The organism is Pseudomonas mosselii, assembly GCF_003205295.1.
In the GTDB taxonomy this organism is placed as follows: Bacteria; Pseudomonadota; Gammaproteobacteria; order Pseudomonadales; family Pseudomonadaceae; genus Aquipseudomonas; species Aquipseudomonas mosselii_B.
In genome coordinates this window covers 146,174-162,871 of sequence record NZ_QJRP01000001.1, presented here as the reverse complement: position 1 = coordinate 162,871, position 16,698 = coordinate 146,174, and the positions used below count along the sequence as shown (strand labels likewise).

At 65.0% G+C, this 16,698-nt stretch carries 14 protein-coding genes; 10 read left to right on the top strand and 4 right to left on the bottom strand.

Annotated elements, in window-relative coordinates; all coding sequences use genetic code 11:
- Positions 1–31: 31 nt before the first annotated feature.
- Positions 32–1,882 (bottom strand): polyurethane esterase, encoded by a 1,851-nt coding sequence (locus DMX06_RS00825; RefSeq protein WP_110733621.1) that lies wholly within the window; start codon positions 1,880–1,882, stop codon positions 32–34.
- A gap of 236 nt (positions 1,883–2,118) precedes the next feature.
- Here DMX06_RS00825 and DMX06_RS00820 point away from each other — a divergent pair, with 236 nt between their 5' ends.
- The 6 genes from DMX06_RS00820 (at position 2,119) to DMX06_RS00795 (ending at position 10,079) form a co-directional block, all read left to right on the top strand.
- The gene (locus tag DMX06_RS00820; RefSeq protein ID WP_110733618.1) at positions 2,119–4,065 is read left to right on the top strand and encodes a DNA topoisomerase III; all 1,947 of its coding nucleotides are present in this window, start codon (positions 2,119–2,121) and stop codon (positions 4,063–4,065) included.
- A gap of 259 nt (positions 4,066–4,324) precedes the next feature.
- On the top strand, positions 4,325–5,614 hold the full coding sequence (locus DMX06_RS00815) for an NAD(P)/FAD-dependent oxidoreductase (protein WP_110733616.1): 1,290 nt from the start codon (positions 4,325–4,327) through the stop codon (positions 5,612–5,614).
- On the top strand, positions 5,607–6,167 hold the full coding sequence (locus DMX06_RS00810) for a helix-turn-helix domain-containing protein (RefSeq protein ID WP_110733613.1): 561 nt from the start codon (positions 5,607–5,609) through the stop codon (positions 6,165–6,167). The genes DMX06_RS00815 and DMX06_RS00810 overlap by 8 nt, the downstream gene beginning before the upstream one ends.
- A gap of 10 nt (positions 6,168–6,177) precedes the next feature.
- Positions 6,178–7,530, top strand: a complete 1,353-nt coding sequence (locus tag DMX06_RS00805) for a glutamine synthetase family protein (protein ID WP_110733610.1) — start codon at positions 6,178–6,180, stop codon at positions 7,528–7,530.
- 197 nt (positions 7,531–7,727) lie between these two features.
- Positions 7,728–8,501 carry a TSUP family transporter gene (locus DMX06_RS00800; protein WP_110733608.1) on the top strand — a complete coding sequence of 258 codons (774 nt, stop codon included), beginning with the start codon at positions 7,728–7,730 and terminating at the stop codon, positions 8,499–8,501.
- A 723-nt stretch (positions 8,502–9,224) separates the two neighbouring features.
- Positions 9,225–10,079, top strand: a complete 855-nt coding sequence (locus DMX06_RS00795; RefSeq protein WP_110733605.1) for an RHS repeat-associated core domain-containing protein — start codon at positions 9,225–9,227, stop codon at positions 10,077–10,079.
- A gap of 222 nt (positions 10,080–10,301) precedes the next feature.
- Here DMX06_RS00795 and nudC read toward each other — a convergent pair whose 3' ends face one another.
- Both nudC and DMX06_RS00785 read right to left on the bottom strand, forming a co-directional pair.
- Positions 10,302–11,132, bottom strand: a complete 831-nt coding sequence (gene nudC, locus DMX06_RS00790) for an NAD(+) diphosphatase (protein ID WP_110733602.1) — start codon at positions 11,130–11,132, stop codon at positions 10,302–10,304.
- Between the two features lie 36 nt (positions 11,133–11,168).
- Positions 11,169–11,981 (bottom strand): crotonase/enoyl-CoA hydratase family protein, encoded by an 813-nt coding sequence (locus DMX06_RS00785; protein WP_028692407.1) that lies wholly within the window; start codon positions 11,979–11,981, stop codon positions 11,169–11,171.
- Between the two features lie 151 nt (positions 11,982–12,132).
- On the opposite strand from DMX06_RS00785, the gene nhaB reads away from it, so the two are divergent.
- Both nhaB and DMX06_RS00775 read left to right on the top strand, forming a co-directional pair.
- Entirely contained in the window at positions 12,133–13,635 is a 1,503-nt protein-coding gene (nhaB, locus tag DMX06_RS00780) for a sodium/proton antiporter NhaB (protein ID WP_110733599.1), read from the top strand.
- Between the two features lie 213 nt (positions 13,636–13,848).
- A complete protein-coding gene (locus DMX06_RS00775) occupies positions 13,849–14,463 on the top strand; it encodes a dihydrofolate reductase family protein (RefSeq protein WP_110733597.1) in 615 nt (204 codons plus the stop codon).
- A 6-nt stretch (positions 14,464–14,469) separates the two neighbouring features.
- On the opposite strand, the gene DMX06_RS00770 is transcribed toward DMX06_RS00775, so the two are convergent.
- Positions 14,470–15,204 carry an alpha/beta fold hydrolase gene (locus tag DMX06_RS00770; protein ID WP_110733595.1) on the bottom strand — a complete coding sequence of 245 codons (735 nt, stop codon included), beginning with the start codon at positions 15,202–15,204 and terminating at the stop codon, positions 14,470–14,472.
- A 150-nt stretch (positions 15,205–15,354) separates the two neighbouring features.
- Between DMX06_RS00770 and DMX06_RS00765 the strand changes: the two genes are divergently transcribed.
- Both DMX06_RS00765 and DMX06_RS00760 read left to right on the top strand, forming a co-directional pair.
- Positions 15,355–15,828 carry a GNAT family N-acetyltransferase gene (locus DMX06_RS00765; protein WP_110733593.1) on the top strand — a complete coding sequence of 158 codons (474 nt, stop codon included), beginning with the start codon at positions 15,355–15,357 and terminating at the stop codon, positions 15,826–15,828.
- 32 nt (positions 15,829–15,860) lie between these two features.
- Entirely contained in the window at positions 15,861–16,562 is a 702-nt protein-coding gene (locus DMX06_RS00760) for a YoaK family protein (protein WP_110733591.1), read from the top strand.
- Positions 16,563–16,698: the final 136 nt, after the last annotated feature.

Genomic DNA, 16,698 nt, shown 5'->3' with positions numbered 1-16,698 from the left:
AGGCCGCTCCTACAGGGTTACGCCCTACCCCTCAGGCAATCACGACCTGACCATCCCCCAGTGACTGCGCCGAGATCCCCACCAGCGTCACGCTGTCCCCGCCGAACTTCAGCACCAGGTCATCGCCGACCTGGCTGGCATGGGCACGCCAGTCCGGCGTCGCCGTACCACCATCCACACCAATGAACACCAGCCGGTCCTGCCCGGTGAAGTCCAGCACCCGGTCCTGGCCAAAATGCTCGCTGAACAGGAAGGTGTCGCGCCCGCCGCCGCCAATGAGCACATCATTGCCCGCACCACCGACCAGCACGTCATTGCCGGCGCCGCCCTGCAGCCGGTCGTCGCCGCCCAGGCCGAACAGCCACTGGCCCTGGTTGCCCGCCACCAGCTGGTCGCCGGCCTGTGTGCCGTTGAGCGAGGACGCATAGGGCGTGACCTTGCCGCTCTCGAACAGACCTTGCGCCGCCACCCCGTGGCTGACCTCCTTGCTGAAGATCAGCAGGCTCGACTCCTTGCTCACCAGGTTCTCGACATTGCGCACCAGGCTGATGCCGCCCTGGCCATCGCGCACGTACAGCGTGCCCTCGCCGTCCCGGGCGATGCTCAGGTTGGCCAGGGCGTCCTGCAACTTCAGGGTGTCATGGCCGGCGCCGCCGTCGATCAGGTTGAAGCCGCCGTCGTCGCGGAAGGTGTCGTTGCCGGCCCGACCTTCAAGGTAGTCGTTGCCACGCCCGCCGTGGATCAGGTCATTCTGGTCGGAGCCGATGATGAAGGTGCTGCCCTTGTGCGGCTCGGCATTGCGATTGAGGTCCTCGACCCAGGTCGAGCCACGGGTGACATCGGACAGGTTACTGACCACGATGGTCGAGTCGCGGCTGGTCCATTGATAGAACGACGAGCCCAGTACCCGGCCAAGGCCATCGGCGTAGGCCGTCGGCAGGTGCGACAGCCAAGTGGCGATGTTGCCGATGGAGAACGGCAGCAGGTTCCAGGCGTCGGAGGCGTAGTGGTCATTGAAGTTGACGATGTTGTTGGTGGCCGAGGCCTTGGCACCATCGTGCACGCCCAGGGTGCCCCAGGTCGCCGAGGTGCCGTCGAGCACGCGGAACACCGGATCGTTCTCGTAGCCGATATTGAGCACCTTGCCGGCGTCGGCGGCCTGGGTCGGCGAGGCGAAGGCGACGTAGCGCGCATCCTGGTAGAAGCCGCCCCAGCGCGAGCCACTCAGGTCGGCCAGGCTGTTGACCGCCAGGCCGCCGAGGCTGTGACCACTGACGGTGACATCGGCGCCGCTCAGGCCGTTGGCCTTGGCGAAGGCCGCCACATCGGCGAGCAGTTGCCCGAATGCGTTACCGGCATAGTCACGGGCATAGCCGGCCGGGCCGATCGCCGCCAGCAGGTCGTTGATGGCATCGCCGATGGTGTCGCCCAGCAGGTTCTCGCGCGGCCCGCTGGTGCCGCGGAAGGCGATGCCGATGCCGCTGAGTTGGCCGGCGGTGTCATAGCGACCGAGGATTTCCACCTGCGCCGAGGTGTAGCCTGGCGCTTCGCCGTGGAAGGTGCCGCGGGCGTCGGTCTTGCCCTGGTAGCCCAGCTGCGCCGCGCTGATCGGCGTCCAGCCGGCGGCCTTGACCTGGGCCAGGGCCCGGGCTTCGGAATCGGGGTTCCACGGAATGCCCGGGATCACGCCCTGGCTGTCGGTGCCGCCGATCAGCGCCTTGACCAGGGTGGCCGGCAGGCCCAGGCCGAAGCCGTACTTTTGATAGCCGGCGCTGAAGCCATCGTCGATGCCATGGTAGGCATAGGTGGCCAGGGCCATGGCATCTTTATAGAGCGAGGAGGAGGCAGTGCTGTCGAGCTGTCGGTAATCGAAAACGGGCATTGGTTTACATCCCTGTTGTTCTTGTAGGAAGGACACCCCAGCGACATCGTCCAGTGACACGACTGGCGGGCGAAAGGCAAAGCTGGCACGCATTTGCCGAATCGTCCAACCCCAAGGGGTGACTACCCTGCCAAACATGCGGGCGAAAAACCTGTACATACATACAGATAAAGCTTGCCTGCGCGCCCTGCCTTGCGCATCCTAGTGCCCACCTCCCACGATCAAGCGTTTCGGCCATGCGCCTCTTCCTCTGCGAAAAACCCTCCCAGGCAAAAGACATCGCCAAGGTCCTCGGCGCCCAGCGTCGGGGCGACGGCTGCTGGCATGGGACCGATGTCTGCGTGACCTGGTGCATCGGCCATCTGCTCGAGACCGCCCCGCCGGATAGCTACGACGAGCGCTACAAGCGCTGGACCCTCGAGGACCTGCCGATCATCCCGGAAAAGTGGAAGATGACGGTCAAGCCCAAGACCGCCAGCCAGTACAAGGCGGTCAAGCGCCTGCTCGGCGAGGCCCGCGAACTGGTGATCGCCACCGACGCCGACCGCGAGGGCGAGATGATCGCCCGTGAACTGGTCGAACACTGCCGCTACCGGGGGCCGATCCAGCGCCTGTGGCTGTCGGCACTGGATGACGCCTCGATCCGCAAGGCGCTAGGTCGGCTGTTGCCGGGCCAGGAGACCTTCAGCCTGTACCATTCGGCCCTCGGCCGCTCGCGGGCCGACTGGCTGATCGGCATGAACATGAGCCGCCTGTTCACCCTGCTCGGCCGCCAGTCCGGCTACCAGGGCGTGCTGCCGGTGGGCCGGGTGCAGACACCGACGCTGCGCCTGGTGGTGGACCGCGACCGCAGCATCGCCGACTTCGTGCCGGTGCCCTTCTGGGCCATCGAAGTACAGCTGGAAAGCTCCGGCAGCGTGTTCAACGCCCAGTGGCGCGCGCCGGAGGACGCCTGCGACGACCAGGGCCGCTGCCTGAGGCAGGACCTGGCCCAGCAGGCGGCCATCGACATGCAGGCGGCCGGCAACGCCCGGGTGCGCAAGATCGCCACCGAACGCGTGCGCGAGGCGGCCCCCCTGCCCTTCGACCTCGGCACCCTGCAGGAGGTGTGCTCGAAGAAGCTCGGCCTCGGCGCCCAGGAGACCCTGGACATCGCCCAGGCCCTGTACGAGACCCACAAGCTCATCACCTACCCGCGCAGCGACAGCGGCTACCTGCCCCTCAGCCAGCACGGTGAGGCCGCTGGCATCCTCGCTGCCCTGCAACGGGCCGATGACAGCCTCGCGCCGCTGCGGGCGCACCTGGACCCAGGTCGCCGCTCACGGGCATGGAACGACCAGAAGGTCAGCGCCCACCACGGCATCATCCCCACCGCCGCCGCCAGCGACCCGGCGCGCCTGACGCCCAAGTACAAGGCGGTGTATGCCCTGATCCGCGCCCGCTACCTGGCGCAGTTCCTGCCCAACCACGAGTACGACCGCACCCAGGCTGAGTTCGATTGCGCCAGCCATGCGCTGCGGGCGGTGGGCAAGCAGATCGTCGAGCCGGGCTGGCGCCGGGCGCTGCCCGAAGCACTGACCCCGGCCAAGGGCCGCGAGGCACCACCGGCCCAGGTGCTGCCGGCGCTGCGCGAAGGCCAGGACTGCACAGTGCGGGACCTGCAACTGAAAGACCTGTGGACCCAGCCGCCCAAGCCGTTCACCGAAGGCGACCTGATCAAGGCGATGAAGAACGTCGCCAAGCTGGTGGACGACCCTCGGCTTAAACAGAAACTCAAGGAAACCACCGGCATCGGCACCGAGGCCACCCGCGCCAGCATCATCCAGGGCCTGCTCGACCGCGGCTACCTGGTCAAGAACGGCAAGGCCCTGTCGGCCACACCCGCCGCCTTCAGCCTGATCGACGCCGTGCCCCGGGCCATCGCCGACCCCGGCACCACGGCGATCTGGGAACAGGCGCTGGACATGGTGCAGAGCGGTGAGATGAGCCTGGACGAGTTCGTCACCCGTCAGTCGGCCTGGATGGGCAAGCTGGTGCAGCGCTGCAGCGGCCTGCGCCTGACCATCAACGGGTCGGTGACGGGCAAGGCGGCGGCGCCGTGGAAGAAGAAGCGCAAGGGTGCTGCCAAGGGCAAGACAGCAGCCGGCAAGCCCCGACAGCCGCGGCGCAAGGCATCTACATAAGGTAGACAAGCTCCAGCTCAACCTGTGGGAGCGGCCTCGTGTCGCGAAAGGGCTGCGCAGCGGCCCCTGACATTCGCTGTCCAGCGCTGAGATCCTGGGGCCGCTACGCGCCCCTTTCGCGACGCAAGGCCGCTCCCACAGAAAACGCGTAAATACCGATCCTCATGCTAGGCACTTCGTCTGAAGAAGACTGGCGCTATGAAAATCCTCTGCTATTTTTTCATGAAAATAATCAGAAAAAATTTCACGAGGCCCCGGCATGTTCAAGCAATCCGCCCAGCACGTCGCCAGCTACTACGCCCGCACCTACCCCACCACCATCCCCCTGCGCCCCACCCTGCAGGGTGCCCACGACACCGACATCCTAATCGTCGGTGCCGGATTCAGCGGCCTGCACACGGCCCTGCGCCTGTCACTGGCCGGCCAGCGAGTGACCCTGCTGGAAGCCAGCCGGGTGGCCTGGGCCGCCTCGGGCCGCAACGGTGGCCAGGCACTGCTGGGCTGGTCGTGCGACATGCCCCCGCTGGAACGAGCCCTGGGCCTTGAGCGCAGCCGACGCCTGTGGGACAGCATGTGCTGGGCCGCCCGCGAGCTGCGCGAACTGCCCCAGCGTCATGGCTTCGATGTCGACTACCACCTGGGCAGCCTGTGGACCGCCGTGCTGCCGCGTCGCGTAAAACTGCTGGAGGAGGCCCGACGTGAAGCACAGGAGAAATTCGACTACGATTGCCTGCGCCTTATCGGCCGCGAGGAACTGCCCGAGTGGATCGACAGCCCGCGTTACCAGGCCGCGCTATACGATCCCAATGGCGCCCACCTCAACCCGCTGAAGCTGACCCAGGGCCTGGCCGGCGCGATCGAGGCTAACGGCGGGCGGATCTACGAGCAGAGCCAGGTGCTCGACTACCACGAATACGCCGACGGCTTCGTCGCACGCACCGAACAGGGCGAAGTGCGCAGCAGCGTGCTGGTGCTGGCCTGCAATGCCTATATCGACCGCCTCGACCGTACCCTCTCGCGCCGCCTGCTGCCGGTGGGCTCCTACCAGGTGGCCACGGCGCCACTGGACGCCGAGTTCGCCGCCTCGCTGCTGCCGCGCAACAGTTGCGTGATCGACAACCAGTTCGTTCCCGATTACTTGCGCCTGACGCCCGACCACCGCCTGCTGTTCGGCGGCGGCTGCACCTACCTGGGCGGCATCCCCAAGGACGTCACCAGCGCCACCCGCCCCTATCTGGAGCGAGTTTTTCCGCAGTTGCGTGGGGTGGCCATCGAACATGCCTGGGGCGGCCATATCGATTGCAGCATCCGGCGCACCCCGGATATCGGCCGTCAGGGCCAACGCTACTGGCTGCAGGGATTCTCCGGCCACGGCGTGCTGCCGACCCTGGCCGGCGCACGGGCGGTCAGCGACGCAATTCTGGGTGAAGACGACCTGCTCGCGCTTTACCAGGGCATCGAGAATGGCCGCTTCCCCGGCGGCGCCCTGCTGGCCGCGCCGCTGGAAGCGGCCGCCAAGGCCTGGTACAGGATGCGCGACCATGTCTGAGCCGATCGACGACAACCAGGGCCTGGCGCGGCTGGTGCGCGATCTGCGCAAGCACCGCGGGCTGACCCTGGACGAGCTGGCCGGCCGGGTCAAGCGCTCGCTGGGCTTTCTCTCCCAGGTCGAGCGCGGCCTGTCGCGCCCCACGGTGGCCGACCTCACCGCCATCAGCGAGGCGCTGCAGGTCCCCACCACCTACTTCTACGAGGCCGTGCCGCCCCGGGTGATCGACTGGGTCACCCGTCCCGGTGAGCGGCGCACCCTGTACTACGCCGCCGGGGTCACCGACGTGCTGGTCTCGCCTACCCTCACCGGCCGCTTCGCCATGCTCGAAAGCCACCTGGCGCCCGGTGCCAGCAGTGGCGAAGGGCATCTGGATGACAGCTCGGAACAAGGCGGCTTCGTCCTCGAGGGCGAACTGACCCTGTGGCTCGAAGGCCAGGATGACGCTATTACCCTGCACCCCAACGACAGTTTCCAGCTGCCACCCCACAGCCAGTTCCGCTACGCCAACCTGACCGCCCGAACGACCCGGGTTCTCTGGGTCTTCCGTTGAGAGCATGCCAATGACAAGTACAACAGGCTTCCCCGATCTGCTCAGCGAAGTACGCGCCTTCCGCGCCGGACACCCCGAGGTGCGCTACGTCGACCTGATCAGCCTGGACATCCCCGGGCACTTCTACGGCAAGCGCTATCCCATCGACATGCTGGAGAAGGTGGCCGCCGGCAGCCCGCTCAAGCTGCCGCAGAACTGCGTGCTGCTCGGCGTGCAGGGCGGGCTGTTCTCGATCGGCGACTACTGCTTCAACGACGGCGACCCGGACGCCCCGCGCCGCCTGGTACCCGGCACGCTGAAGCCGGTGAACTGGGAGCGTGAGCCGCTGGGACAGATGCTGATCACCTCGGACGGCACCGCGGCGCCCATCGAGTTCGAGCCCCGCGAGGTGCTGGCCCGCGTCCTGCAGCGCCTCGAGTGCCGGGGCATCCGCCCGGTGGTGGCGTTCGAACTGGAGTTCTACCTGTTCGACCGGGCGCTGAAAGACGGCCTGCCGCAGTTTCCCCGCGACCCGGCCAGTGGCGATGCCGACGACCAGCCGAACATGCATATCGAGCGCCTGTCGCGCTTTTCCGATGTGCTGCGCGAGATGGTCGAGACTGCCAACGCACAGGGAGTGGACGCCAATGTCATCACCGCAGAGCTGGGGCCCGGCCAGTTCGAGATCAATTTCGGCCACTGCGACGACGGCCTGCGCGCCGCCGACTGGGCGGCGCTGTTCTGCCGCAGCACCCGTGGCGTGGCGCTCAAGCATGGGCTGCGTGCCTCGTTCATGAGCAAGCCCTACCTGCACGCGCCGGGCAGCGGCATGCATGTGCATGTCAGCCTCTACGACCCGGCCGGCAACAACCTGCTCGCCGCCGACGCCCAGCGCCCGCTGCGCCACGCCGTGGCCGGTTGCCTTGCGCTGCTGCCGAACTGCATGCCGGTGTTCGCCGCCAACCACAACGCGTTTCGCCGCTACGGCGCCATGGTCAACGCCGCCAGTCGCGCCAGTTGGGGCTTCGAGGACCGCGACGCCTGCATCCGCATTCCCGAGTCGGATGCGCGCAACCTGCGGATCGAACACCGGCTGGCCGGGGCGGATGCCAACCCGTACCTGGTGCTGGCGGCGATTCTCTGCGGGATGGAGCATGGGCTGGATGCCGCGCAGGAGCCGATCGCGCCGCTGAACGAGGATCGAGGCAGCGGGATCGACTTCCCCAAGGACATGCTCGGCGCGGTGGCGGCCATGCGCGGGCACCCGGCAGTCAACGAAGGGCTGGGCGCGGAGTTCGTGATGGTCTATTGCGAGAACAAGCGCCAGGACCATCTGGCGTTCCTGCAGGAGGTCAGTGCGCGGGAATATCGCTGGTTCCTGTAGGCACTGTTGCTGCCTCTTCGCGGGTAAACCCGCTCCCACAGGTGTTCCACTGAGCCAGAATCCAGTGCCGTACCTGTGGGAGCGGGTTTACCCGCGAAGAGGCTGGCACTGGAATCACGCGCCGCCCAGGATTACCATGCACCACCTCTAGCGCGGCCTTTTGCCGCACCCCGCCTTCCAGCCTGCGCACGCCACCCATGCCCTTCGAACTCACCGTAGAACCGCTCACCCTGCTGATCCTCGCCCTGGTCGCCTTCGTCGCCGGCTTCATCGACGCCATTGCCGGCGGCGGTGGCCTGCTGACCACTCCGGCGCTGCTCACCGCCGGCATGCCGCCGCACCTGGTGCTGGGTACCAACAAGCTCAGCTCGACCTTCGGCGCCGCCACCGCCAGCATCACCTACTACCGGCGCAAGCTGTTCCACCCGGCGCAGTGGCGCCTGGCGATCGTCGGCACCCTGGTGGGGGCGCTGATCGGCGCGGTGGTGGCCCACTACATGCCCGCCGAATGGCTGAACAAGATGCTGCCGGTAATCGTCTTCGCCTGTGGCGTCTACCTGCTGTTCGGTGGGACGCCCAAGGCGCCTCTGGACGCCGAGGCGCCGATAAGGAAGAAGTGGCAGTTCCCGCAAGGTTTCACCCTGGGCTTTTACGACGGCGTCGCCGGGCCCGGCACCGGTGCCTTCTGGACCGTTAGCACATTGCTGCTCTACCCGATCGACCTGGTTCGCGCCAGTGGCGTGGCGCGCAGCATGAACTTTGTCAGCAATATCGCGGCGCTTACGGTGTTCATCATTTCCGGGCAGGTGGATTACATCGTTGGGCTGTGCATGGGGGTGTCGGTGATGGTCGGGGCGTTCTTTGGGGCGCGTACGGCGATCAGCGGGGGGAGCAAGTTTATTCGGCCGGTGTTTATTGCCGTGGTGTTGGCGTTGACCATTCGCTTGGCGTGGCAACACTGGTTCGGGTAGGTTTTTTTGGCGATTGTTTTGATTTTTGCATGCACATTCGTAGGTGATGTCGACAGTTAGTCACCTTTTCGCCTTTACGGCGACCTACTTTTCTCTAGGGAAAAGTAGGCAAAACCGTTCCGCTCCGTTCATCCGGCCCCTACGCTGCGCTCCGGGGTCCCCTCGCTCCGTTCTTGCTCCCGGGAGGACCGCGCTGAACGCCCCATCCTGGGGCGCAGCGCTTGACGGCCATCCATGGCCGTCACCTCCCTGCGCAAGAACTCCGCTCGGCCTCCTGAAGTCGCAATTGGCGGCGCCTGAACTATCGCGCGCTTAGAAGCAAGAGCAAGAGCTGCGAAGCTAGTTCTTTTAAGTTAGTTATATATTGGCTGTTCCGGCCCTTTCGCGGGGCAAGCCCGCACCTACAGGATTCTATATAACGGCGACTATTGCGTGGGAGCGGGCTTGCCCCGCGAAACAATCAAGAGATTAATTAAGTTTCAATCTAGTGTCCTGGATCGAAAATAAGCTGTTCACTTTTGACGGCGTCTTGGGCGCCCGGCCGGCATTGCCACTCCTCGCCATAGCCCTGCTATGACTTGTCGCGGCGCCTTGGCCGAACACCCAAGCCACTCGCCAAAATAGAACGTATTTCCGAGACAGGACACTAGTAAATTTGCCAGTAGGCTGTTCCCGTAGGATGAGTGAATCTACTGCTACTCTTTCACTGTTCTGGAGGTGGCCATGCGTAGCAACGGGCAAAAGACCACGATCGATGCATGGATGCTGATAGCCGACACACAGGGCTCAACTGTAGGGGCTCGATGTTCAACCAAACTCGACGCCCTTGTCTACATGCCCTACGGCTTCAGCACCAAGGCCCCGTGTGTTCGGATCACGCGGGGGTTCACTGGCCAACACCGCGAGGCCGACACCGGCTATTACCTGTTGGGTAATGGTTATAGGGTCTATGATCCCGTGCTGATGCGGTTTTACTCACCGGACAATTTGAGCCCCTTTGCACAAGGGGGAATCAACAGTTACAGCTATTGCGCAGGTGACCCAGTCAACAGCAGTGACCCATCCGGTCATGCCCCTGGCTTGCGGGCATTCTTTGGTATAGAGCCGCAATACAAGTTGAGTGCCATCAAAGCCACCGACAACGCGCCCGAAACTAGCCAATACGCCGGTTGGCACTTGAATAACGAGGCGACTGGCTGGGACGCGAAGATGGCAATCAAACTACCAAAGCGCCTGAGCGACGTAAAAAAATATCGATGGGAACTTGAGATGTCTTACGTAAACCAGTCAAATGTTCCCGGATGGTATGCCAAATACAAACTTGGGAAGACCGAAAGAAAAATCGAGGTAACCGAGAAGAGGCTACAACATCTAAAAAACTCCCTACCTGAACAAGCGACTGCGATTTCAAGTATGATTTTTTCAATGTCGACCAGACCTCCCACTTATGGCCGAGCGCTGGAAGACGCTCCCGCCTATGGAGTTGCTGCTGCCGAGGCAAACGATATGCGGCGCCACCAGAGACTGATATTGAACGACGCGCCTCCCGGTTACGAGATCAGAAGAAACTCTGTCTAGTGTCCTGTCTCGGAAATACGTTCTCTTTTGGCGAGTGGCTTGGGTGTTCGGCCAAGGCGCCGCGACGAGTCATAGCAGGGCTATGGCGAGGAGTGGCAACGCCGGCCGGGCGCCCAAGACGCCGTCAAAAGTGAACAGCTTATTTCCGAGACAGAACACTAGGGCATATCTATTGATGTAGGCTTTAAACTGATGGATCAAACCTCGGAGAATGAGCAGCACTCACCCCTGCAGCACAGGCACAGGCAAACCCAATCGCCGCGCCACATACAAATCAATCAGATACCGCGCAATCGACCGCCCCGCCGGCAAAGGCGGCAACTCATGCACATTGAACCACCGCGCATCCTCGATCTCATCCGCCTGCATGACAATCTCCCCCCCAGCGTACTCGGCATGAAACCCCAGCATCATCGAATGCGGAAACGGCCAGCACTGGCTGCCGACGTACTGAATGTTCCTGACCTCCACCGCCACCTCTTCACGCACCTCGCGCACCAGGCAGTCCTCGGCCGACTCCCCCGGCTCCGCAAATCCCGCCAGGGTGCTGTAGACCCCGGTGACAAAGCGCGGCGAACGAGCCAAGAGCACCTCGTCGCCGCGAGTAATCAGCACGATCATGCTCGGTGAAATCCGCGGATAACTATGCAGGTCGCACGGCTGGCAGTACATCGCCCGCTCCCAGCGAATCTGCGTCATGGCCTGCCCGCAACTGCCGCAGAAGCGGTGCTCGCGAGCCCAGGTGCCGATCTGCGCGGCGTAACCGAGCACCTTGTAAGTGTCGAAGTCGCCTTCAAGCATAAACCGGCGCAGCCCCTGCCAGTGGCAACCCGGCACTTCACCGGCGCCGCGCAGCTCCAGCAGGAACACCGGCTGGCCGTCGAAATGACCGATACCGTGCTCGCACAGCACATCCAGCTCCTGGCGCTTGAGCCAGTCGCGGGGGAACAGCGCGCCGTTGGCGTCCACCAGGAACCCCTCCGGGCTGCGGGCGACGGCCAGCCCCCCGGTGATCTGCGGGTCGAGTACTGCGGTTGTCCAGCGTGCTGACATGGTTCGGGTCCCTTGATGGCGCCCGCCACTGTCCAGTTAGTCGGCGAACGTCGGTTGCTGTTTGCTCATGTGCGCAGCCATGGCCACGCGCAGGTCCTCGGACTGCAGCATGGCCGCGTTCCAGGTGGCGATGTACTCCAGGCCATCGTCGATGCGATGGTCGCGCATGTAGCTGATCATCTCCTTGGTGCCGGCCACGGCGATCGGCGATTTTGCGGCAATCTCGCGGGCGATGGCAAAGACCCCGTCGAGCAGTGCCGCCTGGTCATCATAGACGCGGTTGACCAGGCCGATGCGCAGCGCCTCCTGGGCGTCGACCCGGCGGCCGGTGTAGGCCAGCTCACGCATGATGCCGTCGCCGATGATACGCGGCAAACGTTGCAAGGTACCGACATCGGCGGCCATGCCCATGTCGATTTCCTTGATCGAGAACTGCGCGTCAGCGGCGCAGTAACGCATGTCGCAGGCCGAGACCATATCGATGGCGCCGCCGATGCAGTAGCCCTGGATCGCCGCCAGCACCGGCTTGCGGCAGTTGTCCACGGCGTTGAACGAGCCTTGCAGGCGCAGGATGGTACGGCGCATCACCCGGGCGTTACGGCCCACGTCCTTGCCCAGTTGCTGCGCCAGGGTGGCCAGCATCGTCAAGTCGATGCCGGAGGAGAAGTGCTTGCCGGCGCCGCTGATGACCACCACGCGCACCGCGTCGGTGTCGTCGATCCACTGGAAGATCTCGACCAGCTCTTCCCAGAAGGCGGCGTTCATCGCGTTGATCTTGTCCGGGCGGTTGATCTGCACGTGGGCGATGTTGTCGGTCAGTTCGACCTTGAACGCGGTGTATTCGGTCACGAGCGGCACTCCTGTGGGAAAAGGATTCACAACGCCGGATCTTAGCGCACCCGCAAGGCTGCACATGTGCCAAAAGCCGGACTGGATGACTTGCACCCCGAGGCGCGATGCGGCACCTTGCGCCACTGCTGAATCAAAAGGATACAAATTCATGTCCCGTTCCCTGACCGGCGCCCTCGCCCACGGCTTCCTGGGCCAGTCGCCGCGTTGGTACAAGGCCATCATCTGCCTGTTCCTGGTCCTCAACCCCTTGCTGCTGGCGACCCTTGGCCCGGTGGTCACCGGCTGGGTGCTGGTGATCCAGTTCATCTTCACCTTAGGGATGGCGCTCAAGTGCTACCCGCTGATGCCCGGCGGCCTGCTGCTGGTCGAAGCGCTGCTGCTGCGCATGACCACGCCCGAGGCCCTGTACGAAGAGCTGCAGCACAACTTCCCGGTGATCCTGCTGCTGATGTTCATGGTCGCTGGCATTCACTTCATGAAGGAGCTGCTGCTGTATCTGTTCTCGCGGATCCTGCTGGGCGTGCGCTCCAAGGCGGTGCTGAGCCTGCTGTTCTGCGTGCTCTCGGCGTTTCTCTCGGCGTTCCTCGACGCCCTGACCGTGACCGCGGTGATCATCAGCGCCGCGGTGGGCTTCTATGCGGTGTACCACCGGGTCGCCTCGGGCACCAACCCACGGGAGGAGTCGGCGCTGGACAGCGACCACCAGGTCGAACAACTGCACCGCGACGACCTCAACCAGTTCCGCGCCTTCCTGCGCAGCCTGCTGATGCACGGCGCCGTGGGCACGGCGCTGGGTGGCGTGTGCACCCTGGTGGGCGAGCCGCAGAACCTGCTGATCGGCCATGAAATGGGTTGGCACTTCGCCGACTTCTTCCTCAAGGTCGCGCCGGTGTCGATGCCGGTACTGGCGGCAGGCCTGGTGACTTGCGTGCTGCTGGAGAAGCTGCGCCTGTTCGGCTACGGCACGCTGATGCCCGAGCGTGTGCGCCAGGTACTGGCCGCCTACGCCGCCGAGGACGACGCCGCGCGCACTCCGGCCCAGCGCATCGCCCTGGTGGTGCAAGGCCTGGCCGCGTTGATCCTGATCGTCTGCCTGGGCCTGCACATTGCCGAGGTCGGCCTCATCGGCCTGATGGTCATCGTGCTGATCACCGCCTTCACCGGCATCACCGACGAACACCGCCTGGGCCGCGCGTTCCAGGACGCCATGCCGTTCACCGCACTGCTGGTGGTGTTCTTTGCCGTGGTCGCGGTGATCCACCAGCAGCAGCTATTCAGCCCGCTGATCGCCTGGGTGCTGGCCCTGCCCAGCGAGCAACAGCCGGGCATGCTGTACCTGGCCAACGGCCTGCTGTCGGCGATCAGCGACAACGTGTTCGTCGCCACCATCTACATCACCGAGGTCAAGCAGGCGTTCGTCAATGGCGCGATGAGCCGCGAGCACTTCGAGACCCTGGCGGTGGCGATCAACACCGGCACCAACCTGCCCAGCGTGGCCACGCCCAATGGCCAGGCGGCGTTCCTGTTCCTGCTGACCTCGGCGATCGCGCCGCTGGTGCGGCTGTCCTATGGAAGGATGGTGTGGATGGCCTTGCCCTACACCATGGTCATGGGTGGCCTTGGCTGGTGGGCAGTGACCTACTGGCTGTAGCAGCCAGGAACAAAACGCTACCTGAAACAGCGTGGGAGCGGCGGTGCGCCGCTCCCACGCTGGTGATGCTTACCCTGCGCGCCAAGGCCGCTCCTTGCTTCTCCCTCCTCCTGTGCACCTACCCGTCGAACCCTGGCTATCGTTCAGCACTGCTGTCGATTCTCGCCAACCCCGTTCGACTATCCAGCATACCCACCCGAGGAGATTCATCCCATGCGCAAGCTCATCGTCGCCGCCTTCATCACTCTCGACGGCGTCATACAGGCTCCTGGCGGTCCACAGGAAGACACCAGCGGCGGCTTCACCCATGGCGGCTGGATCCCGCCATTGGCCGACGAGGCTTTCGGCCAGGCCATGCAGACCTTGTTCAGCCAACCTTTCGAACTGCTGCTGGGGCGGCGCACCTACGACATCTTCGCCAGGTTCTGGCCAGAGGTCGGGCGCGAGGCACCGGATCGTCCGTTGGCCGACCTGTTCAATGGCGTGGCCAAGCACGTCGCCACCCACCGCCCCGAATCCATCGACTGGCAAAGCAGCCACCCCTTGGGTGGCGATGTGACGGGGGCGGTGCGCGCGCTCAAGCAACAGGACGGCCCGGCTCTGCTGACCCAGGGCAGCGGTGAACTGGTACGCCAACTGCTGGCGGCCGGGCTGGTGGACGAGCTGCGCCTGCTGATCCATCCCCTGCTGCTGGGGCGCGGCAAACGCCTGTTCGGCGATGATGCACAGGCCGCAGCCTTCAAGCTGGTGGAATCGAGCAGCACGCCCAACGGGGTACTGCTGGCGCATTACGTGCGCAGCGGCGAGGTGCAGACAGGATCGTTCTGAGCCCGGTCAGTCGAGCAGGCGGGCGATGGCATTAGCGAAGCCTTGCGGGTCTTCGAGCATCATCAGGTGCCCCACTCGCGGCAGCACGGTAAAACTGGCCGCCTGCTCCTCGGCCCAGTGCGGTACATCCCAGCCCGCCCGCGAATGTTCGCCGGCGACCAAGTGCACCGGTTTCATGGCGAACAACGTGCGCAACTGCGCCAGGTAGCCTGGCGCGCCGGTCACCGCCACTACCGAGCGCGCCATGGCCTGCAGCGTGCCCGCGCCCTGGTAGACCAGCCACTGGTCCGCCAGCGCCAGGCGCCCAGGATCGGCCATGATGCCGGAGCGGGCCAGCCAGGCAGAGGCATCGTCACGATAACCTTGCAACAGCGCCTCTGCCTCGACTGGAGCCATGCGTGCCACCGACGCCGACCAGAACGCATCCTTCAAGGTGAAATTGCCCTCGACACTGATCACGCTCGCCACGCTGGCCGGATAGCGCCGGGCAAACAGCATAGCCACCACCCCGCCCACGGAGTGGCCGAGCAGGTGTACATAGGGCAGGTTGTGCGCCAACAGGATCCGTCGCAGGTGCTCGACCTGAGCGCCGATGTCGACCAGCGGCGACGGCGTGTCGCCCAGGCTACCGTAGCCGAGCAGCTCCGGGGCGAACACCTTCCTTGGTCGCAGGGTGCGCTGAAACGCCGGGTGATCCAGGCAGCCGACCAGGCCATTGACCATTACCACGGGCGTATCCATTGTCATTGCCTGCCTCGACACTGTGCTTGCGAGAAGCCCGCAGCATGCGACCAACCACGGTGATTGAACAGCACAATCCCATTGCACCACGCCAATGAGCGATTTCCCGGACGCCCTTGTTATCATCCGGGCTCAACCGGGAGGGAACCCATGCTCGAAATACGCCGCGCCAGCCGCCACGATGCGCTGGAAACCTACACCATCCGCCGCCAGGCGATCCTGCACCAGTGCGCCGAGGCCTACGGCGACACGCTGGCCCAGGCCTGGGCTGAGGTTCCGTATACCGAAGGCTATGCGGCAGTGGTCGCCGACTATTACCACCTTGCCTGCGTGGACGGCACGATTGCCGCCACCGGCATGCTCGACCTGCACAACGGCGAACTGGGTGCACTGTTCGTGCTGCCGTCGTTCATGGGCCAGGGCATCGCCCGCAGGATGGTCGAACACCTCGAAGGCATCGCCCGGGCCGAGGGCCTGGAAACGGTCCATCTGGATGCCACCCTCAACGCCGCCGCGTTCTATCGCCGCTGCGGCTACGTCGGCGAAGCACAATCGACCTACCAGTCGCCCTTTGGCCTCGAACTGTCCTGCATCCCCATGCGCAAGGTCGTGACCCGGGTATAAGATCAGAACCCCCTGCCCCGGAGACCCGTCCCATGCTGCCCACCGCCTCCTCCCAGCACAGTGCCCGTCGCGCGCGCCTGCAGGCCCTGCGCGGGCGGGTCGGCCTGGGGCTGGTGGCCGGGCTGTCGGTGCTGGCCGGCATGACCGATGCCATCGGCCTGCTGGCACTGGGCGACTTCGTCTCGTTCATGAGCGGCAACACCACCCGCCTGGCGGTGGCCATCAGCCAGGCGGACCTGGCGCTGATGCTGCGCCTGGCCCTGGCGATCCTCGGTTTCGTGCTGGGCAACACCCTGGGTGTCCTGCTGGCCCGGCGCCTGCGCCGGCGCGCTGCGCCCTTGCTGCTGATCGTCGCCACCCTGCTGGCCTTCGCCGCGGCCTGGCCGGCGTCGATCACCTTCCCCGCGCTGATCGCGGCCACCCTGGCCATGGGCATGCTCAACGCCGTGGTCGAGCAGGTGAACGGCCTGCCGATCGGTCTTACCTACGTCACCGGCGCGCTGTCGCGCTTCGGCCGTGGCCTGGGGCGCTGGCTGCTGGGTGAGCGGCGCGATGGCTGGCGGGTGCAACTGGTGCCCTGGAGCGGCATGCTGCTGGGCGCCGCGCTCGGTGCATGGTTGCAGCAGCGGCTTGGCTTGCAGGCGTTGACGGCCAGTTGCGGCCTGGCCTGCCTGCTGGCACTGGTGACGGTGTTCATTCCGCGGGCCTGGCAGTTGGGCTACATGCCTCGCTGAGGACGGACCAGACAGTACAAGCGCATGGAACGGGCGACCAAGCGGATATGCGTATGCTTCGATACTCACTATCGAGCGCAGCAATTTCCAAAGCGTCATCGCGGCCCATAACCTGAGCTCATCGATTCGACACCCT